The 24714-nt window shown below is 60.2% G+C and carries 20 protein-coding genes; 17 read left to right on the forward strand and 3 right to left on the reverse strand.

The window, feature by feature from the left end; translation table 11 throughout:
* Positions 1 to 41: 41 nt before the first annotated feature.
* Complete coding sequence (locus PMI32_RS05685; RefSeq protein ID WP_008033171.1) at positions 42 to 914, reverse strand: heme/hemin ABC transporter substrate-binding protein; 873 nt, start codon at positions 912 to 914, stop codon at positions 42 to 44.
* Between the two features lie 166 nt (positions 915 to 1080).
* Between PMI32_RS05685 and PMI32_RS05680 the strand changes: the two genes are divergently transcribed.
* Entirely contained in the window at positions 1081 to 1398 is a 318-nt protein-coding gene (locus tag PMI32_RS05680; RefSeq protein ID WP_008033172.1) for a Rieske (2Fe-2S) protein, read from the forward strand.
* Here PMI32_RS05680 and sfsA read toward each other — a convergent pair.
* Both sfsA and PMI32_RS05670 read right to left on the reverse strand, forming a co-directional pair.
* A complete protein-coding gene (gene sfsA, locus PMI32_RS05675; protein WP_008033173.1) occupies positions 1395 to 2108 on the reverse strand; it encodes a DNA/RNA nuclease SfsA in 714 nt (237 codons plus the stop codon). The two genes, PMI32_RS05680 and sfsA, sit on opposite strands and share 4 nt — an antisense overlap.
* Positions 2108 to 3280 carry a pyridoxal phosphate-dependent aminotransferase gene (locus PMI32_RS05670; protein ID WP_008033174.1) on the reverse strand — a complete coding sequence of 391 codons (1173 nt, stop codon included), beginning with the start codon at positions 3278 to 3280 and terminating at the stop codon, positions 2108 to 2110. Before PMI32_RS05670 ends, sfsA begins: the two co-directional genes overlap by 1 nt.
* Positions 3281 to 3615: 335 nt before the next feature.
* On the opposite strand from PMI32_RS05670, the gene dksA reads away from it, so the two are divergent.
* The 16 genes from dksA to PMI32_RS05590 all read left to right on the forward strand — a co-directional run bounded on the left by dksA (position 3616) and on the right by PMI32_RS05590 (position 24594).
* Positions 3616 to 4056 carry an RNA polymerase-binding protein DksA gene (dksA, locus tag PMI32_RS05665; RefSeq protein WP_007902025.1) on the forward strand — a complete coding sequence of 147 codons (441 nt, stop codon included), beginning with the start codon at positions 3616 to 3618 and terminating at the stop codon, positions 4054 to 4056.
* Positions 4057 to 4251: 195 nt separating this feature from the next.
* Complete coding sequence (gluQRS, locus tag PMI32_RS05660) at positions 4252 to 5139, forward strand: tRNA glutamyl-Q(34) synthetase GluQRS (RefSeq protein ID WP_008033177.1); 888 nt, start codon at positions 4252 to 4254, stop codon at positions 5137 to 5139.
* Positions 5140 to 5216: 77 nt separating this feature from the next.
* Entirely contained in the window at positions 5217 to 5393 is a 177-nt protein-coding gene (locus PMI32_RS30185; RefSeq protein ID WP_003176118.1) for a hypothetical protein, read from the forward strand.
* Positions 5377 to 8331, forward strand: a complete 2955-nt coding sequence (locus PMI32_RS05650) for a sensor histidine kinase (protein WP_008033180.1) — start codon at positions 5377 to 5379, stop codon at positions 8329 to 8331. The genes PMI32_RS30185 and PMI32_RS05650 overlap by 17 nt, the downstream gene beginning before the upstream one ends.
* A 22-nt stretch (positions 8332 to 8353) precedes the next feature.
* On the forward strand, positions 8354 to 9790 hold the full coding sequence (locus PMI32_RS05645) for a sigma-54-dependent transcriptional regulator (RefSeq protein ID WP_008033182.1): 1437 nt from the start codon (positions 8354 to 8356) through the stop codon (positions 9788 to 9790).
* Positions 9791 to 10591: 801 nt separating this feature from the next.
* Positions 10592 to 11992, forward strand: a complete 1401-nt coding sequence (locus PMI32_RS05640; RefSeq protein ID WP_008033187.1) for a polynucleotide adenylyltransferase PcnB — start codon at positions 10592 to 10594, stop codon at positions 11990 to 11992.
* Between the two features lie 2 nt (positions 11993 to 11994).
* The gene (gene folK, locus PMI32_RS05635; protein WP_008033188.1) at positions 11995 to 12480 is read left to right on the forward strand and encodes a 2-amino-4-hydroxy-6-hydroxymethyldihydropteridine diphosphokinase; all 486 of its coding nucleotides are present in this window, start codon (positions 11995 to 11997) and stop codon (positions 12478 to 12480) included.
* Positions 12481 to 12847: 367 nt separating this feature from the next.
* Complete coding sequence (gene panB, locus PMI32_RS05630) at positions 12848 to 13648, forward strand: 3-methyl-2-oxobutanoate hydroxymethyltransferase (RefSeq protein WP_008033189.1); 801 nt, start codon at positions 12848 to 12850, stop codon at positions 13646 to 13648.
* A complete protein-coding gene (panC, locus tag PMI32_RS05625) occupies positions 13645 to 14505 on the forward strand; it encodes a pantoate--beta-alanine ligase (RefSeq protein WP_008033190.1) in 861 nt (286 codons plus the stop codon). Before panB ends, panC begins: the two co-directional genes overlap by 4 nt.
* 171 nt (positions 14506 to 14676) lie before the next feature.
* The gene (gene panD, locus PMI32_RS05620; protein WP_003228271.1) at positions 14677 to 15057 is read left to right on the forward strand and encodes an aspartate 1-decarboxylase; all 381 of its coding nucleotides are present in this window, start codon (positions 14677 to 14679) and stop codon (positions 15055 to 15057) included.
* 220 nt (positions 15058 to 15277) lie between these two features.
* On the forward strand, positions 15278 to 16942 hold the full coding sequence (gene pgi / locus PMI32_RS05615; RefSeq protein ID WP_008033191.1) for a glucose-6-phosphate isomerase: 1665 nt from the start codon (positions 15278 to 15280) through the stop codon (positions 16940 to 16942).
* 172 nt (positions 16943 to 17114) lie between these two features.
* Complete coding sequence (gene acs / locus PMI32_RS05610; RefSeq protein ID WP_008033192.1) at positions 17115 to 19052, forward strand: acetate--CoA ligase; 1938 nt, start codon at positions 17115 to 17117, stop codon at positions 19050 to 19052.
* A gap of 155 nt (positions 19053 to 19207) precedes the next feature.
* A complete protein-coding gene (locus tag PMI32_RS05605) occupies positions 19208 to 20080 on the forward strand; it encodes an oxygenase MpaB family protein (RefSeq protein WP_008033193.1) in 873 nt (290 codons plus the stop codon).
* 156 nt (positions 20081 to 20236) lie between these two features.
* A complete protein-coding gene (locus PMI32_RS05600; protein ID WP_008033195.1) occupies positions 20237 to 21253 on the forward strand; it encodes a class I SAM-dependent rRNA methyltransferase in 1017 nt (338 codons plus the stop codon).
* 93 nt (positions 21254 to 21346) lie between these two features.
* Complete coding sequence (locus tag PMI32_RS05595; RefSeq protein ID WP_032829087.1) at positions 21347 to 24298, forward strand: DUF748 domain-containing protein; 2952 nt, start codon at positions 21347 to 21349, stop codon at positions 24296 to 24298.
* Complete coding sequence (locus PMI32_RS05590) at positions 24298 to 24594, forward strand: DUF2845 domain-containing protein (RefSeq protein ID WP_008033199.1); 297 nt, start codon at positions 24298 to 24300, stop codon at positions 24592 to 24594. The genes PMI32_RS05595 and PMI32_RS05590 overlap by 1 nt, the downstream gene beginning before the upstream one ends.
* Positions 24595 to 24714 lie beyond the last annotated feature (120 nt).

Consider the following 24714-nt stretch of genomic DNA (forward strand, 5'->3'; position numbering starts at 1 on the left):
GCTCAGGCCGATGAACAACGCCCGGGGTTTTACCAGGACGGTCATTGAGCAGCAGTGCCGGGATAGAAACCGTCACTGATCTTTTTCAATGCCTCGGGCAATCGCGGGCCTAGCCCACCCACCAGCAGCGTTGGATCGAGCTCCATGACTCGTCCGTCCTTGGCAGCGCGAGTGGAAGACAGAATAGGGTTTTCCTTGAACAGCGCCGCACGCGCCGCCTCGCCGCTCAGTGCGCGGTCAGCAAACACCAGCACCTCGGGGTCCAGGCTGATCAAGGATTCATTGGAAAAAGGTTTGTAACCGGTGTGCGTCGCCAGGTTGTGCCCACCAGCCTTTTGAATCAACCAATCAGCGGCGGTGTCCTTGCCTGCGATAAGTGGCTTGCCGCCCGCGTGACCGAGCAGCACCAGCACACCCGGTGAGGGCTGCGTCAGCTGCGCATTGGTGACCCGAACCTTTTGCTGATCGAGCTGCTGTTGATAGCTCTGGAACAGTTGCGCAGCCTTGTCCTCGGCGCCGAGCAGTTTGCCCAAATGCTGCAAGTTCGCGTGCAACGTCGGCAGGTCCGGCTGAGCCGAGAACAGTTCGACTTGCACCCCCGCCGTGCGAATCTGCGAAATCACCGGCGGCGGCCCCATTTCTTCGGTGCCGACCAGGATCTGCGGGCGTAAGCTCAAGATGCCCTCCGCCGACAGCTGCCGCTGATAACCGATGCTCGGCAACGCCTTGAGCGATTCCGGGTGCTGGCTGGTGGTGTCGACACCGACCAGTTTCGATTCGCCGCCGAGCGCGCTGACCCACTCCGACAAGGCCCCACCGGCGCTGACCCAGCGTTGTGGCAACTCGGCCGCTACGGCATGGTGGCTGACGAGAAGTCCGGCACAGAGCGCAGCAACGCGGGTACTCAGGCGCATAAACAGCTTCCTTTAATGGTTTTCCCAGGCATTGAAGTGACAGGCCAAGTATCCTCGGCATCCGGCACCTGCACCCGACGGGCGAAGCGGCCATTTGATAATTGTTTGCATTTGAACGTCAAGCTCGGACATATCCAGTCACGAGCCGCCGCACTTGAGGATAGACATGAAGTTTCTTTGCGCAGGCGCTGAGCTGGCCGAATCCAGCAGCCGCGGTTTCGAGATCGACGGCGAGAAGCTATTCGCCGTACGCCGGAACGGTCAGGTCTATGTCTATATCAACCGTTGCCCACACCGTGGCGTCGGGCTCGAATGGACACCCGACCGGTTTCTCGACTCCAGCAACAGCCTGATCCAGTGCGCCACCCACGGCGCACTGTTCCTGATCGAAGACGGCGAGTGCGTCGCCGGCCCATGCGCCGGGCAATCCCTGACCACCATTGAATGTCGCGAAGACGCTCAAGGAATCTGGGTCAGCCTCTAACCGTTGAGCAACACCTCCAGACGCCGCTCGACCCGCATTTCCTCGTGGGTCAACCGCACACCGTAAGCCAGGACTTCAACACCGCACGCCACCGCTTCTCGCAAAGCGGCCGCGTAGGCCGAATCGATTTCCTCAGCAGGACGCACGGCATCGATGCCGGTGAGGTTCACGCAATACAACTGCACCGCACGAATCCCGTCTCGCGCCAGATGCGCCAGTTCCCGCAAATGCTTGGCACCACGCTGGGTGACCGCATCGGGAAACGCCGCCACCGATGAGCCATCGAAGCCCAACGTGACACTTTTGACTTCCACATACGCCGGGCCGCTCGGGTAATCGAGGCGAAAGTCGATGCGGCTGTTCTCCTGACCGTAAGCCACTTCGCGCCTCAGTTCGCTGAAGCCGTTGAGCTCAGTAATGACGCCAGCCCGCAGTGCTTCCTCAATCAAACCGTTGGCTCGCCCGGTGTTCACGCAGAACAACCGCCCTTGAGGGGTTTCGCCGATTTCCCAGGTGCCGGGTAATTTGCGTTTGGGATCATTGGAGCGACTGAACCAGACCTGCCCGCCTTCCACCTGACAATTGAGCATCGAACCGGTGTTCGGGCAGTGAATGGTCAGCAACTCGCCATGAACGGTTTCGATATCGGCGAGAAAACGCTTGTAACGTCGGATCAGTCGACCTTCTTCAAGGTGAGGATTGAACTGCATCAGCCTTGCCAGCTCTTCAAGCCGCGAGCGATTCGTTCGACCGCTTCCTGCAAACGCGGAAGGCTTTGGGTGTAGGCAAACCGCACGTGGTGGCCGGCCTGAAAACGCCCGAAGTCGAGACCCGGCGTGATTGCCACGTGCTCGGTTTCAAGGAAATGTCGGCAGAACGCGAAGGCATCGCCGCCGAACTTGCTGATATCGGCATACAAATAGAACGCGCCTTCGGGTTCAACGGCGATGCCGAAACCCAACTCTCGCAATGCAGGCAGCAGGAAATCCCGGCGCCGACCAAACTCGGCGCGACGCTCTTCAAGAATGGCGATGGTCGCGGGCTCGAAACAGGCCAGTGCAGCATGCTGCGCCATGCTCGGGGCGCTGATGTAGAGGTTCTGTGCGAGTTTTTCCAGTTCGCCGACCGCCGCTTCCGGCGCCACCAGCCAACCGAGTCGCCAGCCGGTCATGCCGAAATACTTTGAAAAACTATTCAGCACGAAGGCGCTGTCATCGACTTCCAGCACGCTGGTGGCATCGGTGCCGTAAGTCAGGCCGTGATAGATCTCGTCCACCACCAGATGGCCATGCCGCGACTTGATCGCGGTCGACAGGCCCGCCAGCTCATCGCGGGTCAGGAGGGTTCCGGTCGGGTTGGCCGGCGATGCCACCAGCGCGCCGACGCTGTCGTGATCCCAATGACGATCGATCAAGTCCGGTGTCAGTTGGTAACGCACCTCCGGACCGACAGGAACAAGCTGTGCCGCGCCTTCTACCAACCGCAGGAAATGCCGGTTGCAGGGGTAACCCGGGTCCGCCAGCAGCCAGTGTTTGCCCGGATCCACCAGCAACGCACTGGCCAGCAGCAACGCGCCGGAACCGCCGGGGGTGATGAGGATTCGCCGCGGATCGATGCTCAAACCGTAACGCTGCTGATAGAAGCTGGAAATGGCCTCACGCAGCTCGGGAATGCCACGGGCGGCGGTGTAGCGGGTTTTCCCCGCCGTCAGCGCGGCCTGGCCGGCCTGGATGATCGGCTCGGCGGTGGTGAAATCCGGTTCGCCGATTTCCAGGTGGATCACATCGTGGCCGGCAGCTTGCAGTTCATTGGCCCGCGCCAGCAGCGCCATGACATGGAACGGTTCGATCGCGCGACTGCGGGCACTGTAGGACTGAGCCATTAGCCTTCCTTCAACAGGGTAAAAAAACCGATTCTACCCAAGCGCAGGAACGAGCGAGAACCTAAAGCGGTCAGACGCGTTAAGACCCTGGCCACAAACGACCCATGCGAGTGCGCAAGGTTTGACTAAAATCATTAATTGATCAGGTCTCCAGCACCACCGGTCAAGGCTTTGCAATCATTTGCAAGCCCTTCGGGCCACTACCTCGACATCCGGGAGTAGCGCGGCCCGATTTGATCTGGTAAGTTCGCCCGCTTGCAGCCGCAGGGCCGGCAGGTGTCGGTGATGGAGCAATCCTGCGCAGATGGATTACAAGAGTAGAGGCGGTCCATTTCATGCCCACCCAAGCAAAGCAGCAAAATCAGTCGATCAGCGGCTTCGAACCCTACAAAGAAGTTAAGGGCGAGGAGTACATGGGCAAACCCATGCGCGCTCACTTCACCAAGATCCTGAACAAGTGGAAACAGGACTTGATGCAGGAAGTCGACCGCACGGTTGATCACATGAAAGACGAGGCGGCCAACTTCCCTGACCCGGCAGACCGTGCCAGCCAGGAAGAAGAATTCAGCCTTGAATTGCGCGCCCGTGACCGTGAGCGCAAGTTGATCAAGAAGATCGACAAGACGCTGCAATTGATCGAAGACGAAGAATATGGCTGGTGCGAGTCCTGCGGCGTCGAGATCGGCGTCAAGCGACTGGAAGCACGCCCTACCGCCGACATGTGCGTTGACTGCAAGACCCTGGCGGAAATCAAGGAAAAGCAAGTCGGCAAGTAATTGCGACTTGAACGAAGAACGGAGCGTGCGAACGCTCCGTTTTTGTTTCTGAATTTCATAATATTTGTAGGAGCCGGCTTGCTGGCGATGGCGTCGTATCAATCGACAAAAATGTTGACTGACAAACCGCTATCGCCAGCAAGCCGGCTCCTACAATGTGATTTGCGCAATCCCTGACAAAGTAACATCGCCTTTATGACCGCCCCCGCCTACATCGGACGCTTCGCCCCCACGCCAAGCGGCCATCTGCATTTCGGTTCGCTGGTCGCAGCGCTGGCCTCGTACCTCGATGCCCGCTCGGTGGGCGGGCGCTGGTTGATGCGCATGGAAGACCTCGATCCGCCACGGGAAGAACCCGGTGCCCAAGCGGCCATTCTCAAGGCGCTGGAAAGCTACGGTTTCGAGTGGGACGGCGAAATGGTCCGACAGAGCGACCGTCACGATGCCTACGCCGAAGTGCTCAATCGCCTGTTCAATCACGGCCTGGCCTACGCCTGCACGTGCTCGCGCAAACAACTGGAGCCGTATCACGGCATTTATCCGGGTCTGTGTCGCAATGCAGGCCATGGCACTGAAGATGCCGCCATTCGCCTGCGCGTGCCTGAGCTGGAATACCACTTCATCGACCGCGTGCAGGGCGAGTACCGCCAACACCTGGGGCGCGACGTCGGTGATTTCGTGATCCGCCGCCGCGACGGGCTCTATGCCTATCAACTGGCGGTGGTGCTCGATGATGCCTGGCAAGGCATCACCGACATCGTCCGTGGCGCCGACCTGCTGGACTCCACGCCACGCCAGCTCTACCTGCAAGAGCTGCTGGGTTTTTCGCAACCGCGCTATCTGCACATCCCGCTGATTACCCAGCCTGACGGCAACAAGCTCGGCAAGTCCTACCGTTCGCCGCCGCTGACCGAAGACCAGGCAACACCGTTGTTGCTGCGCGCATTGCGCGCACTCGGGCAAAATCCCGGCACAGAACTGGCGTACGCCACACCACGGGAAGTGCTGAACTGGGGCATTGCCCACTGGGACGCGCTGAAGATCCCGCGCACACTCAACCTGCCCGAAGCGCAACTACAGTGATCAGACTTGCAGTGGCGCGCCCATCCGTTACCATCGCCGCACGTTTTCGGGCACGCGCATAAAAAAGAGAGGCCGGGATGTACATCTATCGCTTGGTCCTGCTCCTGGTAGTGGGGATTTACCTGTTTTCCCCGGCCATCATGGATTGGTGGATCGACGCCACTGGCGCCTGGTATCGCCCGTATCTGCTCTGGCTGATTCTGATCGTCGTGACCTTCATCCTGCAGAGCCAAAAAGATGCCGATGAGCTTTAGCCTGACCCAGATGATCCTGATCAGCGCCGCGTACCTGGCGGTGCTGTTCGGCGTCGCCTGGATCAGCGAACGGGGCATGATCCCCCGGGCGATCATTCGCCACCCCCTGACTTACACCCTGTCGCTGGGCGTTTACGCCAGTGCCTGGGCGTTTTACGGCACGGTGGGCCTGGCCTATCAGTACGGCTACGGCTTTCTCTCCAGCTACCTTGGGGTTTCCGGGGCATTTCTGCTCGCGCCGGTGTTGCTGTATCCGATCCTGAAGATCACTCGCACGTATCAACTGTCGTCGCTGGCCGACCTGTTCGCGTTCCGCTTCCGCAGTACCTGGGCCGGCGCACTGACCACGATCTTCATGCTGATCGGCGTGCTGCCGTTGCTGGCCTTGCAGATTCAGGCCGTGGCGGACTCCATCGGCATCCTCACCCGCGAACCGGTGCAACATCGCGTGGCCCTGAGCTTTTGCGCACTGATTACGCTGTTCACGATTTTCTTCGGCTCGCGCCACATCGCCACTCGCGAGAAACACGAAGGCCTGGTGTTTGCCATTGCCTTCGAGTCGGTGATCAAGCTGATCGCCATTGGCGGCGTTGGTTTGTATGCGCTGTACGGCGTGTTCGACGGCCCGCAACAGCTGGAACTGTGGCTGCTGCAAAACCAGACCGCCCTCGCCGCGTTGCACACGCCTTTGCAGGAAGGCCCGTGGCGCACGCTGTTGCTGGTGTTCTTCGCCTCGGCGATTGTGATGCCGCACATGTACCACATGACCTTTACCGAAAACCTCAACCCGCGCTCGCTGGTCAGCGCGAGTTGGGGCTTGCCGTTGTTCCTGCTGTTGATGAGCCTCGCGGTGCCGCTGATTCTCTGGGCGGGCCTGAAACTGGGCGCCACGACCAATCCTGAATACTTCACGCTGGGCATCGGTATCGCCGCCAACAGCAAAGCCTTGGCGCTGCTGGCGTATGTCGGCGGGCTATCGGCCGCCAGCGGGCTGATCATCGTCACCACCCTGGCCCTGTCCGGGATGGCGCTGAACCACCTGGTGCTGCCGCTTTATCAGCCACCGGCCGAAGGCAACATCTACCGCTGGTTGAAGTGGACACGTCGGGCGCTGATCGTCGCGATCATCATGGCCGGTTACGGTTTCTATCTGCTGCTGGGCGCAGAGCAGGACCTGGCCAACCTCGGCATCGTCGCGTTTGTGGCGACGTTGCAGTTCCTGCCGGGCGTGCTGTCCGTCCTGTACTGGCCGACCGCCAACCGCCGTGGCTTCATCGCCGGTTTGCTGGCGGGGATTCTGGTGTGGCTGGTGACCATGCTGTTGCCGCTGGTCGGCAACCTGCAAGGCTTCTACATTCCGCTGCTGAACATGATCTACGTGCTGGACGATACCAGCTGGCACATGGCGGCAATCGCCTCGCTGGCCGCCAACGTGCTGATGTTCACCCTGATTTCGCTGTTCACCAACGCCAGCCCCGAGGAAGCCAGCGCCGCCGAAGCTTGCGCCGTGGACAACGTGCGTCGCCCGCAACGTCGGGAGTTGCACGCCGCCTCGCCTCAGGAATTCGCCACGCAACTGGCCAAACCCTTGGGCGCCAAGGCTGCGCAGAAAGAAGTTGAACAAGCGCTGCGCGATCTTTACCTGCCATTCGACGAGCGCCGCCCTTACGCCTTGCGCCGCTTGCGCGACCGGATCGAAGCCAACCTCTCCGGCCTGATGGGCCCGAGCGTGGCGCAGGACATGGTCGAGACCTTCCTGCCTTATAAGGCTGGCGGTGAAAACTACGTCACCGAAGACATTCACTTCATCGAAAGCCGCCTCGAGGATTACCACTCGCGCCTGACCGGCCTGGCCGCTGAACTCGATGCCCTGCGCCGCTATCACCGCCAGACCCTGCAGGAATTGCCGATGGGCGTTTGCTCGCTGGCCAAGGATCAGGAAATCCTCATGTGGAACAAAGCCATGGAGGAGCTGACCGGAATCGCCGCGCAGCGCGTGGTCGGTTCGCGTCTGAGCACCATCGCCGATCCGTGGAAAGAGCTGCTGCAAGGCTTCATCAATCTGCCGGACGAGCATTTGCACAAGCAACATCTGGCCCTTGATGGCCAGACCCGCTGGCTGAACCTGCACAAAGCGGCGATCGACGAACCGCTCGCGCCGGGCAACAGTGGTTTGGTATTGCTGGTGGAAGACCTCACAGAAACGCAGATGCTCGAAGACAAGCTGGTGCACTCCGAGCGCCTGGCCAGTATCGGCCGCCTCGCTGCGGGCGTGGCCCATGAAATCGGCAACCCGATCACCGGCATCGCTTGCCTGGCGCAGAACCTGCGCGAAGAACGCGAAGACGATGGCGAGCTGAAGGAAATCAGCGGGCAGATTCTGGAACAGACCAAACGCGTATCGCGCATCGTCCAGTCGCTGATGAGTTTTGCCCACGCGGGCAGTCATCAGCACAACGACGAGCCCGTCTGTCTGGCCGAAGTGGCCCAGGACGCCATTGGTTTGCTGGCCCTGAACCGACGCAATTTCGAAGTGCAGTTCTACAACCTGTGCGACCCCGATCACTGGGTCGAAGGCGATCCGCAGCGACTCGCCCAGGTACTGATCAACCTGCTCTCAAACGCCCGTGACGCCTCGCCTCCCGGCAGCGCGGTGCGGGTAAAAAGCGAAGCCGGCGAACACACGGTCGACCTGATCGTGGAAGACGAAGGCAGCGGTATTCCATCGAGCATCATGGACAGATTGTTCGAACCTTTCTTCACCACCAAGGATCCTGGCGAAGGCACCGGTCTGGGCCTTGCACTGGTCTATTCCATCGTTGAAGAGCATTATGGACAAATCACCATCGACAGCCCGGCTGATGTTCAAAGCCAACGCGGCACCCGTATCCGGGTGACCTTGCCGCGTCATGTCGAAGCGACGTCCGCTGTGAACTGAGACCGTCGAGAGTATCGAATCAATGCCGCACATTTTGATCGTCGAAGACGAAACAATTATCCGCTCCGCCTTGCGCCGCCTGCTGGAACGTAACCAGTACCAGGTCAGCGAAGCCGGTTCAGTGCAGGAAGCACAAGAACGCTTCACCATTCCCACGTTCGACCTGATCGTCAGCGACCTGCGTTTGCCTGGCGCGCCGGGCACCGAGTTGATCAAACTCGGCCAGGGCACGCCGGTGCTGATCATGACCAGCTACGCCAGCCTGCGCTCGGCGGTCGACTCCATGAAGATGGGCGCGGTGGATTACATCGCCAAACCTTTCGACCACGACGAAATGCTCCAGGCCGTCGCACGCATCCTGCGTGACCGGCAATCGGTACAGGCCAGCGGTGAACCTGCCGTCGGCAAAGCCGCCAATGGCGCAGCGAAACCGGGTGTCGACAACAGCAACGGCGAAATCGGCATCATCGGTTCGTGCCCGCCGATGCAAGATCTGTACAGCAAGATCCGCAAAGTCGCGCCAACCGATTCCAATGTCCTGATCCAGGGCGAGTCCGGTACCGGTAAAGAACTGGTGGCCCGTGCCCTGCACAACCTGTCCAGGCGCGCCAAGGCACCGATGATTTCGGTGAACTGCGCGGCGATTCCGGAAAGCCTGATCGAGTCCGAACTGTTCGGCCACGAAAAAGGCGCGTTCACCGGTGCCAGCGCCGGGCGTGCAGGCCTGGTGGAAGCGGCTGATGGCGGCACCTTGTTCCTCGACGAAATCGGCGAACTGCCACTGGAAGCCCAGGCCCGCTTGCTGCGCGTGTTGCAGGAAGGCGAAATTCGCCGGGTCGGTTCGGTCCAGTCGCAGAAAGTCGATGTGCGCCTGATCGCCGCGACTCACCGGGACCTCAAGAGCCTGGCGAAGATCGGCCAGTTCCGTGAAGACTTGTATTACCGCCTCCACGTGATCGCCCTGAAACTGCCGGCCCTGCGTGAGCGCGGTGCCGACGTCAACGAAATCGCCAATGCCTTCCTGGCGCGGCAGAGCGCGCGGGTCAACCGCACCGATCTGAAGTTCGCCGCAGACGCCGAGCAGGCGATTCGTCATTACTCCTGGCCGGGCAACGTGCGCGAACTGGAAAACGCGGTCGAACGCGCGGTCATCCTGTGCGAGAGCCCGGAAATCTCCGCCGAGCTGCTGGGCATCGACATCGAGCTGAGCGACCTGGAAGACGACGAGTTCATCGGCCTGCCTCCGCAACAGGGCAACGGCGCCGGCAACAACAATCATGAGCCGACCGAAGACCTGTCACTGGAAGACTACTTCCAGCACTTCGTCCTCGAGCATCAGGACCACATGACCGAAACCGAGCTGGCACGCAAACTGGGCGTCAGCCGTAAATGCCTGTGGGAACGCCGCCAACGCCTGGGCATTCCGCGGCGCAAGACCGGGGTGGCCAGCGAGAGCTGAGCGGGTAACACATGATTGTGTGAAGAAACTGTTACCCCAGTTTTTTCACGTAACAGAAACCGGGGCTTACGGTAACGAAGCCCCGGTTTTTTTTGGCCTCAAAAAAGCCCATCCAGTGACGTAACCCCTTGTTTTGCTAGGCTTCGCAAAAGTTGGCACGCACCCTGCTATATGTTTGGTACAAGAACAATAACAAGCAATGTACAAGACAATAAAAATAAGACGTATCGACTCACGCACAATAAAAACAAGACGGCATGAGGCGTAGCTAACTGATTCTTTTGGAGAGGCGTTGTATTTGGGGCTTGCCCCACGACCAGGCCGAGAACAACAAAAAACTGTCTTGAGACAGAGCCTGAACTGGTTGGATCGCAAGATCACTGCAGCACAGCGACCAAAGCAATCCGTTTGCTCTTGGCTCCCGATTGGGAGGGTCATGAAGGAAAACTTCATGACGCGGGCACTCAACAAAAACAAGAAGCCCGAAACCAATAACAAAAATAGAACATGCAACTACTTCTTGGGGAGCTTCGGCTCCCCTTGTAGTTTCCGCGATTTGGAACGGTTACTCGCTGTAGGCTGTAGGAGCAAGCTTGCTCGCGATGGTCGTGAACGATAACGCGTTAATCCAGATTCCCAGCGGCGCCCTTCAGTTTTTCGCGAGCAAGCTCGCTCCTACAGGGGTGCTTACAGCTCATATCGGCTGTGTCCTACACCATCCCCCGACTAAATGCTAGAATCCCCGCCCATCATGCGGTCATTCTTCGTTTTGGCCGAACATTCCTTCAAACAGTGCATCCCATGCTGAAGAAGCTGTTCCAGTCATTCCGTTCTCCCAAGCGTCATACGCAACACATCCGCAGCACGCCTGAAGTGCTTAACAGCGGCCAACACTCGCTGCAAAAGGCACAATTCAGCCGTTACGCGGTGAATATCGTCGAACGCCTGCAGAACGCCGGTTACCAGGCTTACCTGGTCGGCGGTTGTGTGCGTGACATGATGCTCGGCATCACACCAAAAGACTTTGACGTCGCCACCAGTGCCACCCCTGAACAGGTGCGCGCCGAATTCCGCAATGCGCGGATCATCGGCCGCCGCTTCAAACTGGTGCATATCCACTTTGGCCGCGAAATCATTGAAGTCGCGACTTTCCGCGCCAATCACCCGCAAAACGATGAAGAGGAAGACAGCAACCAGTCTTCCCGCAACGAGAGCGGGCGCATTCTGCGCGATAACGTCTACGGCACGCTGGAAGAGGACGCGCAACGCCGCGACTTCACCATCAACGCCCTGTATTACGATCCGGTCAGCGAGCGCATCCTCGACTACGCCAACGGCGTACACGACATCCGCAACCACCTGATCCGTCTGATCGGCGATCCGAAACAACGCTACCAGGAAGACCCGGTGCGGATGCTGCGCGCCGTGCGTTTCGCCGCCAAGCTGAATTTCGGCATCGAAAAACACAGCGCCCTGCCGATCCGCGACCTGGCACCGATGCTGCGCGAGATCCCGTCGGCCCGTCTGTTCGAAGAAGTGCTCAAGCTGTTCCTCTCCGGCCACGCCGCGGACACCTTCGAGATGCTGGTCGACCTGCAGCTGTTCGATCCGCTGTTCCCGGCCAGTGCCGAGGCGCTGGAATACAACCCGACGTACACCCACACACTGATCAGCGAAGCGCTGATCAACACCGACCTGCGCATCAAGCAGAACAAACCGGTGACCCCGGCGTTCCTGTTTGCGGCCCTGCTCTGGCCTGCCCTGCCCGCCCGCGTGCTGCGCTTGCAGGAACGTGGCATGCCGCCGATTCCGGCGATGCAGGAAGCGGCGCACGAGCTGATTGCCGAACAGTGCCAGCGGATCGCGATTCCAAAACGCTTCACCATGCCGATCCGCGAGATCTGGGACATGCAGGAACGCCTGCCGCGCCGCAGCGGCAAACGCGCCGACCTGCTGCTGGACAACCCGCGTTTCCGCGCCGGTTACGACTTCCTGCTGCTGCGCGAAAGCGCTGGCGAACAGACCGATGGCCTGGGCGAATGGTGGACGGATTATCAGGACGCCAACGACAGCGAACGTCGTGACATGATCCGCGACCTCAGTGGCAAGGAAGACGGCACTGGCGCACCACGCAAACGCCGCCGCAGCGGCGGTGCCAAGCGCAAACGTGCAGCCGGCGCGCCGAGCACCACGGGCGAGTAAGCATGGAACGCATCTACATCGGCATGGGCAGCAACCTGGCTGACCCCGCCGAACAATTGCGCAGCGCCGTCGAAACGCTGGCGCGATTGCCGCAGACTGAACTGGTCGGGGTTTCCGGGTTTTATCAGAGCGATTCGCTGCTGCCTGGCCAACCGAGTTACACCAACGCAGTGGCCGCCCTCGACAGCACACTTGCCCCGCTGGAGCTGCTCGATGCGCTGCAAGCCATCGAGAACGGACAGGGCCGCGAGCGTCTTGAGCGCTGGGGGCCACGCACGCTCGACCTCGACATCGTGCTGTTCGGTGATCGGCTGATCGACGAACCGCGCCTCAAGGTGCCTCACTACCATATGCAGGAACGCGCGTTCGTTCTGTACCCGCTGGCCGAATTGGCGCCGGTGGATTTGCGTTTGGCGGATGGCCGTACCTTGGCCGAACTGCTTCAGGCCTGCCCGTTCGTCGGGTTGGAACGCCTCCCCCCGAATTAACGCACATCCCCTGTGGGAGCGAGCCTGCTCGCGATAGCGGTGGATCAGTCGGCATCAATGCTGAATGACACACCGCTATCGCGAGCAGGCTCGCTCCCACAGGGGATTAGTGTTGTGTACAGGATCTGCAGGTGCTGAATCGCATCAGTTACTTCGGTAACACCCCACGCGTAACAATGCGGTAACACACGCAATTGACTTCCCGAGTTCTCCTCACGACTATAGGCGTCCCGCTGCCGCCAACACGGCGTTAAAGGGCGCAATCCAGGCCTTAAAAGCACGACAACAGACCGTGCGCCTGTATTTAACGAAGAATCACGCGCGTTACTCGCAGTAGTTTCCACAGCGCCTGAATGAGGAACTTTTCATGCCAGCCATCACCCTGACCACTCTGCAAGGTCTCAAGCAAAAAGGTGAAAAAATCACCATGCTGACCTGCTATGACGCGACCTTCGCCCACGCCTGCAATGAAGCCGGCGTCGAAGTGCTGCTGGTGGGCGACTCCCTCGGCATGGTTCTGCAAGGTCACGACAGCACCCTGCCGGTGACCACCGCCGAGATGGCTTACCACGTCGCCGCCGTCAAACGCGGTAACACCGACGCGTTTATTCTCGCCGACCTGCCCTTCATGGCCTACGCCACTATCGAACAAACCATGACCAACAGCGCCCAGTTGATGCAGGCCGGTGCACACATGGTCAAGGTCGAAGGTGCGCTGTGGCTGGCGGACTCTATCCGTCTGCTGGCCGAGCGCGGCATCCCGGTGTGCGCGCACATGGGCCTGACGCCGCAATCGGTGAACATTCTGGGCGGTTACAAAGTCCAGGGCCGTAGCGAGAACCAGGCACGGCAGATGCGCGCCGACGCCATCGCCCTGGAACAGGCCGGTGCCGCCATGCTGCTGCTCGAATGCGTGCCGAGCGAACTGGCTCAGGAAATCACCCAGGCAGTGGGGATTCCGGTGATCGGCATCGGTGCCGGCAGCGGTACCGACGGCCAGGTCCTGGTGCTGCACGACATGCTCGGCCTGTCGATCACTGGCCGAGTGCCAAAGTTCGTGAAGAACTTCATGAACGGCCAAACCAGCATTCACGCGGCCCTGAGCGCTTATGTCACTGAAGTCAAAGCGGCGACTTTCCCTGGTATCGAACACGGATTCTCTGCATGAACACCGTAAAAACCGTACGCGAATTGCGGGCCGCCGTGGCCCGTGCCCGCAGTGAAGGCAAGCGTATCGCCTTCGTACCGACCATGGGCAACCTGCACAGCGGCCATATTGCGCTGATTACCAAGGCCTCCCAGCGGGCGGACTTCGTGGTCGCGAGTATTTTCGTCAACCCGCTGCAATTCGGCGCCGGCGAAGACCTCGACAAGTACCCGCGCACCCTGGCAGCGGACCAGGAACAACTGCTCGAGGCCGGTTGCCACTTGTTGTTCGCACCCGCCGTAGAAGAAATGTACCCCGACGGCATGACCGGCCAGACCCGCGTCAGCGTTCCACAACTGTCCGAAGGCCTGTGCGGCGCCAGCCGTCCGGGGCATTTCGAAGGCGTGGCGACGGTGGTCAGCAAACTGTTCAACATGGTCCAGCCAGACCTGGCGATCTTTGGCCAGAAAGATTTCCAGCAACTGGCCGTGATTCGCGCGCTGGTGCATGACCTGAACATGCCGATCCAGATCATCGGCGAGCCGACGGTCCGTGCGGCCGATGGGCTGGCATTGTCATCTCGCAATGGGTTTCTCAGTGAAGAACAACGGGCCGTGGCGCCGGTTGTGTATCGCACGCTGACCTCGATTGCTGATGCCATTACACAGGGTGAGCGCGATTTTCCGGCGTTGATTGCCGCACAGACCAAACAGCTTGAAGCTGCGGGTTTGCGTACCGACTACCTGGAAATCCGCCATGCGCTGACCTTGCGCCCGGCGACGGCGGAAGATCGGGACCTGGTGATTCTGGTGGCGACGTTCCTCGGCACCACGCGGTTGATCGACAACCTGCACCTGAACCTCGACACACCCGCCTGAACACCACAGCCCAAAATGTAGGAGCCGGCTTGCCGGCGATGGCGATAGTGAGGACGCCATCGCCAGCAAGCTGGCTCCTACAGGGTCTGCGTTACCTCGTCCGCTGTATTGCTGCCCACAATCGCTTCGGGCAAACTGCCCGCCGTTCGATTCCGACCTGGGAAAACACTCATGCACGCCATCATGCTCAAGGCCAAGCTGCATCGCGCCGAAGTCACCCACGCAGTACTCGATTACGAAGGTTCTTGCGCCATCGACGGCGAATGGCTGGACTTGTCCGGCATCCGTGAATACGAACAGATCCAGATCTACAACGTCGACAACGGCGAACGCTTCACCACCTACGCCATTCGTGGCGAAGAAGGCTCGCGCATGATCTCGGTCAATGGCGCCGCCGCCCACAAGGCCAAGGTCGGTGACCGTGTGATCATCTGTGCTTACGCTCACTACAGCGAAGCCGAGCTGCTCAACTTCAAGCCGCGCATGCTCTACATGGCACCGGGTAACGAGCTGAGCCACACCAGCAATGCCATTCCGGTTCAGGTCGCCTGACCGAACCTTCTCTTCCGTTTGTCGGACCGTTCCCTCTTTCATGTACAAAAAAGTACCGGGAACGGGTCAGACAAAGTCAAGACAGATCGCAGCGCGAGGTTTACTGTATTCGCCCTGTGCCATGAAATCGTGTCGACGCAGTTGACCGGACGCCCACCCACAGCGCTCCGGGATTTTTAGTGTTCAAAAGGCCGTTCAAGTAAAAAGGAAACCCGCAGCGATGGCGTACTACCGCACTCCTCAAGACGTGACCGCTCTGCCCGCCTGGCAGGCGCTGAATGACCACCGCCAAGCCATGCAGGATTTCAGCATGCGCGAAGCCTTCAATGCCGATCCGCAGCGCTTTACCCAATTCACCCTCAGCAGCTGCGGCCTGTTTCTCGACTACTCGAAGAACCTGATCAACGCCGAGACCCGCAATCTGCTGGTGGGCCTGGCCAATGAAGTCGACCTCAAGGGCGCGATCAAGGCGCTGTTCGAAGGCGAAATCGTCAACTCTTCCGAAGGACGCCCGGCCCTGCACACCGCGCTGCGCCGCCCAGTGGGCGAGAAGCTGTCGGTCAACGGCGTCAACGTGATGCCTGAAGTGCACAAGGTCTTGAACAAGATCACCGACCTCGTGGGTCGTATCCACGACGGTTTGTGGCGCGGTTACACCGAGAAGCCGATCACCGACGTGGTGAACATCGGCATCGGTGGCTCGTTCCTCGGCCCTGAGCTGGTTTCCGAAGCCCTGCTGTCCTACGCCCAGAAAGGCGTGCGCTGCCATTACCTGGCGAACATCGACGGCACCGAGCTTCATGAACTGACCATGAAGCTGCGCGCCGAGACCACGCTGTTCATCGTTTCGTCGAAGTCCTTCAACACCCTCGAAACCCTGAAAAACGCCCAGGCCGCTCGCGCCTGGTACCTGGCTCAGGGTGGTTCGGAAGCCGAGCTGTATCGTCACTTCATCGCGGTCTCGAGCAACAACGCCGCCGCCGTGGCGTTCGGTATCCGCGAAGAAAACATCTTCCCGATGTGGGATTGGGTTGGCGGCCGTTATTCGCTGTGGTCGGCCATCGGTTTGCCGATTGCCCTGGCCATCGGCATGTCGAACTTCAAGGAACTGCTGTCCGGTGCCTATACCATGGACCAGCATTTCCAGAGCGCGCCATTCGAACAGAACATGCCGGTGCTGCTGGCGTTGCTCGGTGTCTGGTACGGCAACTTCTGGGGCGCGCAGAGCCACGCGATCCTGCCGTACGACCACTACCTGCGCAACATCACCAAACACTTGCAACAGCTGGACATGGAATCCAACGGCAAGAGCGTGCGCCAGGACGGCACACCGGTGTCTACTGATACCGGTCCGGTGATCTGGGGTGGCGTGGGCTGCAACGGTCAGCACGCGTATCACCAGTTGCTGCACCAGGGCACCCAACTGATTCCGGCCGACTTCATTGTGCCGATCGTCAGCTTCAACCCGGTGTCCGATCACCACCAGTGGCTGTACGCCAACTGCTTGTCGCAAAGCCAGGCACTGATGCTCGGCAAGACCCGCGCCGAGGCCGAATCCGAGCTGCGTGACAAAGGCATGGCCGAAGCCGACGTGCAGAAACTCGCGCCGCACAAGGTGATCCCGGGCAACCGTCCGAGCAACACCCTGGTGGTCGAACGCATCAGCCCGCGCCGTCTCGGCGCACTGGTGGCGATGTACGAACACAAAGTCTTCGTGCAAAGCGTGATCTGGGGCATCAACGCCTTCGACCAGTGGGGCGTGGAGCTGGGCAAAGAGCTGGGCAAAGGCGTCTACAACCGTCTGGTTGGCAGCGAAGAAACCCCGGCTGACGATGCTTCTACCCAAGGGCTGATCAACTACTTCCGCGGTCGTCACCGCGGTTAATCTGACGCCACTCCTACAGACGGTACTAACCTTGTAGGAGCCGGCTTGCTGGCGATAGCGGTGTTTCAGTCGACGAATTTGTTGACTGATACGCCGCTATCGCCAGCAAGCCGGCTCCTACGAGGGTCGCGTAGCTCCCCTCTTGTCGCAAAAACAAGAAGAAGGAACCGTCATGTTCGATATCAGCACGTTCCCCAAAGCCGATGCCGTCCGCCGGGCCGCACACCTCAGTCAAGACGACTACAAGCGCCTGTACCGTCAATCCATCGAGCACCCCAGTGAATTCTGGGCTGAACAGGCCACACGCTTCCTCGACTGGAGCACACCGTGGAAAACCGTCCAGCGCTATGACCTGAAAACCGGCGAAGCCAGCTGGTTTGCCGGCGGAAAATTAAACGTCAGCTACAACTGCATCGATCGCCACCTGGAAAAACGCGGCGATCAGATCGCAATCCTCTGGGAAGGCGATGACCCCGCCGAATCGGCACAGATCACTTACAAAAAACTGCATCACAACGTCTGCCGCCTGGCCAATGTGCTCAAAAGCCGTGGCGTGAAGAAAGGCGACCGCGTGTGCATTTACATGCCGATGATCCCCGAAGCCGCCTACGCCATGCTCGCCTGCACACGAATCGGTGCGGTGCATTCGGTGGTGTTTGGCGGTTTCTCCCCGGACTCGGTGCGCGACCGCATTCTCGACGCCGACTGCCGCACCGTGATCACCGCCGATGAAGGCGTGCGCGGCGGCAAATTCGTACAGCTCAAGCAGAAAGTCGACCAAGCGCTGAAAAGTTGCCCGAACGTCAGCACCGTGATCGTGGTCGAGCGCACCCAGGGCGATGTCGACTGGGTCGAAGGCCGCGACCTCTGGTATCACCAGGCCCTGCGCGACGTCGATGACAATTGCCCGCCGGAACCCATGGACGCCGAAGACCCGTTGTTCATCCTCTACACCTCCGGCAGCACCGGCAAACCCAAAGGCGTGTTGCACACCACCGGCGGTTACTTGCTGCAAGCGGCGATGACTTTCAAATACGTGCTCGACTACCGCGACAACGAAGTCTTCTGGTGCACCGCCGATGTCGGCTGGGTTACCGGCCACAGTTACATCGTCTACGGCCCGCTGGCCAACGGCGCGACCACGCTGATCTTCGAAGGCGTGCCGAGCTACCCGAGCAGCTCGCGCTTCTGGCAGGTGATCGACAAGCACCACGTGAACATCTTCTACACCGCCCCCACCGCCCTGCGCTCGCTGATGCGCGAAGGCCCCGAACCGCTGAAGGAAACGTCCCGCGCGAGCCTCAGATTACTCGGCAGCGTCGGTGAGCCGATCAACCCGGAAGCGTGGGATTGGTATTTCAACGTCGTCGGCGAGCAGCGTTGCCCGATCGTTGACACCTGGTGGCAGACCGAAACCGGCGGCATCATGCTCAGCCCGCTGGTGAGCGCACAGCGGATCAAACCCGGCTGCGCCACACAACCGATGTTCGGTGTGCAGCCGGTGCTGCTCGACGAAGTGGGCAAGGAAATCAAAGGCGCCGGCAGCGGCGTGCTGGCGATAAAATCCAGCTGGCCGGCGCAGATCCGCAGTGTCTACGGCGATCCGCAACGGATGGTCGACACCTATTTCAAACCGTATCCCGGCTACTATTTCACCGGTGACGGCGCGCGGCGCGACGAGGACGGCGATTACTGGATCACCGGGCGCATTGACGACGTGATCAACGTTTCCGGCCACCGCATCGGCACCGCCGAAGTGGAAAGCGCCCTGGTGCTGCACGACAGTATCGCCGAAGCGGCGGTGGTCGGTTACCCTCACGACGTCAAAGGCCAAGGCATCTATGCCTTTGTCACGCCCATGAACGGCACCGATCCCACCGACGAACTGAAGAAGGAACTGCTGGCCCACGTCAGCAAGGAAATCGGCAGTTTTGCCAAACCGGACCTGATCCAGTGGGCCCCGGCCTTGCCGAAAACCCGTTCGGGCAAGATCATGCGACGGATTCTGCGCAAGATCGCCTGTAATGAGCTGGACAGCCTGGGCGACACCTCGACGTTGGCCGACCCGAGCGTGGTTCAGGATCTGGTGGATAAACGCCTGAACCAATAACGTGTGCACGCCTTGCCCCCTGTAGGAGCCGGCTTGCCGGCGATAGCAGTGTGTCATTCAACATTTTTGTCGATTGATACGCCGCTATCGCCGGCAAGCCGGCTCCTACAGGGGTAATGTGTGATGCCAGATCTTTTTTTCAGCAATGAGTCGCCATGGAATTCATCCGCAGCCGCATCGAAACACAGGTCATGAGCCTCACCGGCCTGTCCCTCGGCAAGCTCGACCTGGAAAACCCCAAGGGTGATCCCGGTCTGTTCGGCCCTGATTCGGTCAGTTGGCAAGTCCACGGCGACTTCAGCAGCATGCTCATCGGCGGCATCAGCGCGTTGATGCTGCAAGCCCTGCACCCCTTGGCACTGGCCGGGGTCTGGGACCATTCGAATTTTCGCCAGGACATGCTCGGTCGCCTGCGCCGCACCGGGCAGTTCATTTCCGGCACCACTTTCGGCTCGCGTAAAGATGCTGACTGGCTGATCGAGAAAGTCCGCTCCATCCACCTGCAAGTGACCGGCACCGCACCGGATGGCCGGCCTTACGCCGCCAGTGATCCAGATCTGCTCACCTGGGTACACGTGGCCGAAGTCAGCAACTTCCTCGCGGCGCATTTGCGTTATCGCAACCCACACCTTTCGCTGGCCGATCAGGACCGTTACTACGATGAAATCGCCTTGGTCGCCGAACGCCTGGGCGCGCGTGACGTACCGCGTTCGCGGCAGGAAACGGCTGAATACCTTGAGCGCATTCGTCCGCAATTGCTGTGCGACGAGCGCAGTCGCGAGGTGTTGCGACTGTTGTTGAACGCACCCTCCCCTAGCCGTCTGGCCAAGCCGTTCGGCGGGTTGATGATGCAGGCAGGCATTGACCTGCTGCCGGATTGGGCCAGCGACATGCTCGGCGTGCGCCAGAGCTCGCTGCAACGCAAACTGATCCGCGCCAGCGTCAACCGCAGCGCACCGATGCTGCGCTGGGCCGTGCGTAATGGCTCGGTGCATCGGGCCAAGCGACGGATGGGATTATTGACCTGACTCATATTTGTAGGAGCCGGCTTGCCGGCGATGAACGATAACGCGGTTCGTCAGGATGAACCGTATTGCGCCCATCGCCAGCAAGCCGGCTCCTACAGGTTCTGCGCAAGCTGTTAAACTCCCGCGCCAAATTCCCTCCCCTGCAAGGCGCCCAGCATGTCTTCCTTGAATCAGGCGCTGTGCGCCGCCCTCGAACATCGCCAGGACCTGCTTGCCGAACTGCATCAGCAAGGCACCGATTGCTATCGCCTGTTCCACGGCAGCCAGGAAGGCGCTGGCGGCCTGACCATCGACCGCTACGGCCCGCAGCTGTTGGTGCAGAGCTTTCATCAGGCGCTGGAGCGCGACGCCCTGCTGCAAGTGCATGAAACGATCAACCAACATCTGGGCCTCGACACCCTGCTGGTCTACAACGACCGCTCCCGGGGCAACTCGCGCATCGACCGTGAAGACACGGTCTACCGCGCCGACGAAGCCGCCCTGCAAGACTTGGTCGGTCACGAATGGGGCCTGAATTACCGGGTTCGCGGCCGTCACGCCGGCCAGGATCCGCTGCTGTTTCTCGACCTGCGCAACACCCGCGGCTGGGTCAAGGATCACAGCAAGAACAAAAGCGTGCTGAACCTGTTTGCCTACACCTGCGGCGTCGGCCTGAGCGCTGCGGCCGGTGGCGCGAGCGAGGTGTGCAACCTGGACTTCGCCGAGGGCAACCTGGCGGTCGGCCGCGAAAACGGTCTGCTCAATCCGCAATTGCCGACCATGCAATTCATCCAGTCCGATTATTTCCCGGCCATTCGCCAACTCGCCGGCCTGCCCATCAGCCAGCGTCGCGGGCAGAAACTGCCGAGCTATCAACGCCTGGAACAACGTCAATACGATCTGGTTTTGCTGGACCCTCCGGCCTGGGCCAAGAGCGCTTTCGGCACCGTCGACCTGCTGCGCGACTACCAGAGCCTGCTCAAGCCCGCGCTGCTGACCACCGCCGACAATGGCGTGCTGATCTGCTGCAACAACCTGGCAAAAGTCAGCATGGACGACTGGCGCGAACAGGTTTTGCGCTGCGCGGAGAAGGCCGGCCGCCCGGTGCGCGAGTGGACGGTGATGAAACCGGGCGCCGATTTCCCGTCCATGGATCAACAGCCGCCGCTGAAAACACTGATCCTGCAGCTCTGAATCACGTCAGATAAATCTGAAAAATCCTGGGCTGAGCGAATACTTCGGAACCGGATTGGCGTGCCATACTCCAAGGCACTCCGATTCAGACAGATGAAGCCGCACATGCCCAAAGGATTGATCCGCGCTATCGGCGCCTTGTTGACTGCTCTGGCCCTCTACAGCCTGCTGGGGTTTCTGATTTTGCCGGGCATCGCATTGCGGGTGGCCAACCAGCAACTGGCCAACTACGCGACGACGCCCGCCACAATTCAGCGAATCGAACTCAACCCGTTCAGCCTTGAAGTCACCCTGTGGGGCCTGATCATCGGCGAACCGGGCAAGGAACAGGTCGGTTTCGAACGGCTTTACGCCAACCTGCAGATCGACAGCCTCTGGACCAAGGCGCTGCACCTGTCCGATATCGAACTGGACAAGCCGAAGACCGAAATCCTTTTCGGCAAGGACGGCAAACTCAACTTGCTTGGTCTGTTCAAACTGCCGGCGAGCGAGCCGACGCCGACAGACCCGGACGCCAAACCGTTTCCGCTGCGCATAGAGCGAATCAAACTGGCCGGCGGTGCCGTGCACTTCAAGGATGAACGCCCCAGCGAAGCCATCGAGTTCCTCTACGACAAACTCGATTTCGAGCTGAACAACCTCAGCACCCTGCCCGATGACAATGCCGACATGACCCTTGTGGCCATCGGCCCGAACGGTGGGCAGATCGACTGGACCGGTAACTTCAGCCTCATCCCGATCGCCTCCGAAGGTAAGCTGAAAATCACCGACGGACAGATGAAAACCTTTTGGCCCTATGTGCGTGACGCGCTGCCGCTGGTGCTGGAAAACGGCGTGCTGAACCTGAGCATCGACTACAAACTCAACCTGTCCAAGGAAACCGAGCTGCTGCTGAACAACGTCGCAGTGAGCGTGGCGCCCTTCGCCATCAAGGCTCCGGACGGTCGGCCACTGGCGAAACTTGAACGCCTGGACGTGACTGAAACCACGGTCGACCTGGCCAAGCAGCAAGTTGTCGTCGGCAAGATCCGCAGCAACAAACTGGAAACCTGGGCGGCACTGGAAGCCGACGGGCAACTCGACTGGCAGAAATTGTTCGCCAGCCAACCGTCCAAGGCCGCCGCCAAGGCCAAAGCCGAGCCGGCCAGCACGCCAGCGGCCGCCGACTCGCCAAAACCAGAACCGACGCCGCCGAGCAAACCTTGGCAAGTGCTGTTGAAAGATGTGCAGTTGCGCAATTACCAGGTGCACCTGGCTGACCGCAAAACGCAACCCGCCGTGACGCTGGATTTGAATCCGCTGAACCTGGACCTGCAGAATTTCGACAGCCTCAATGGCTCGCCTTTTACCCTCAAGCTCGACACCGGCGTGGGCAAGCAAGGCAAGATCTCTGCGGATGGCGAGGTCAATCTCGCTCCCGTCAGCGCCAAATTGAACGTGCAGACCAAGGACATCGACCTGCGGGTCGCCCAGTCCTACATCAATCCGTTCATTCGCCTTGAACTGCGCAGCGGCATGCTCGGCAGCGATCTGGCGGTCAACCTGAAAAGCACCGAGCCGTTGGCGCTCAGCGTCACAGGACGGGCGCAGATCGATCAGCTGCACACCCTCGACACCCTGAAAACCCGCGACTTTCTCAAGTGGCAGCAGGTGGTGGTTGAAGGCCTGAATTATCAGCACGGCGACAGCCTGTCGATCGACAAGGTCAACCTGTTCCAACCGTATGTGCGCTTCATGATCAACGATGATCGCACCACCAACATCGATGACCTGCTGATCCCGCAACCGCCCGATTCCGGCGCAAAAACCGCTGCGGCCAAACCCGTCAACAAGGACAAGCCGCTGGGCATCCACATTGGCGGCATTGCCATCAATGACGGTTCGGCCAACTTCGCCGACTTCAGCCTGACCCCGAACTTCGCCACCGCCGTGCAACAGCTCAACGGCCAGATTGGCACCATCGACAGCCGTCAGGCGAAACCGGCGACCGTCGACATCAAGGGCAAGGTCGATCGTTACGCGCCGGTGACCATCAAAGGTTCGGTCAACCCGTTCGACCCGATGGCCAGCCTCGACATCGCCACCAGTTTCAAACGGGTGGAACTGACCACGCTGACGCCCTACTCCGGCAAGTTCGCCGGCTACCGTATCCGCAAGGGCCGACTCAACCTAGACCTGCATTACCTGATTACCAAAGGCCAGCTCAAGGCTGAAAACAAAGTGGTGGTCGAGCAATTGCAACTGGGTGAAAAGGTCGACAGCCCGGACGCCGTCAGCCTGCCGCTGAAACTGGCGATTGCGCTGCTCAAGGACGTCGACGGCAAGATTTCCATCGAGCTGCCAGTCACCGGCGACCTCAACAATCCGCAATTCAGCGTCATGCCGATTGTCTGGCAGACCCTGCGTAACCTGATCGTCAAAGCCGCTGCCGCACCGTTCAAAATGATTGGCGGGCTGGTCAGTGGCGGTGGGGCGGAAGACCTGGGTACGGTGTCGTTCGCGCCGGGCTCAAGCGATCTGAGCAAGGACGCCGAGGGATCGCTGGTCAAACTGTCCAATGCACTCAAGGAACGCCCGGCCCTGCGCCTGGAGATCGAAGGCACCGCTGCCGCCAGCAGCGATGGCCCACTGATCGCCGAGCAACGCCTGGAACGGGAATACCAGTACAACTACTACAAAATGCTCCAGCGTCGCGGCGACAAGGTGCCGGCGCAGGCCTCGTTGCTGCAAGTACCGGAAGGCGAGAAAGGCCCGCTGCTGGAAGGCATTTACCGCACCCGCCTGAAAACCCAGCCACCCGCCGAATGGAAGGACCTGGGCAAGGAAGAACGCACCGCGAAAATGCGCGCAGACGTGATCAAGTTCTGGAGCACCAGCGACGTGCTCTTGCGCCAACTGGGCCAGGATCGCGCCAGCAGCATCAAGGATTATCTGGTCGACAAGGGTCAGTTGGCCGATGACCGCGTGTACTTCATCGATGCCAGCCTCGGCGAGGCCGAAAGTGACGGTCGGGTGGTAACGCCGTTGCACCTGGATGCCGAGTGATGATCAGTCGGTTGCTGATCAGCCTGACACTGGCAATGGCTGCCAGTCAGGCCTCGGCCGCCGATACCCTGCGCTGCGGCAGCCAGTTGGTCAGCGTCGGCGACCGGTCCAGCGAAGTACTGCAAAAATGTGGAGAGCCGGTCAGTCGAGACCTGTTGGGGTACAAGCGCAGCGCCAACCGTCGGGAAGAATTCCAGGTCGAGGAATGGACCTACGGGCCCAACGGCGGGATGTATCAATACCTGCGGTTTGAAGGGAATCGCTTGAAGCAGATCACCAGCAAACGCGGAAATTGATTTTACACGGCCCCTGTAGGTGCGAGCTTGCTCGCGAAAAATGCCCAGGCGATACCTTGATCCAGGCAGCCAGCATTATCGTTGACGTCCATCGCGAGCAGGCTCGCTCCTACAGTTGTT

It is taken from the genome of Pseudomonas sp. GM60 (assembly GCF_000282415.1).
Taxonomy (GTDB): Bacteria; Pseudomonadota; Gammaproteobacteria; order Pseudomonadales; family Pseudomonadaceae; genus Aquipseudomonas; species Aquipseudomonas migulae.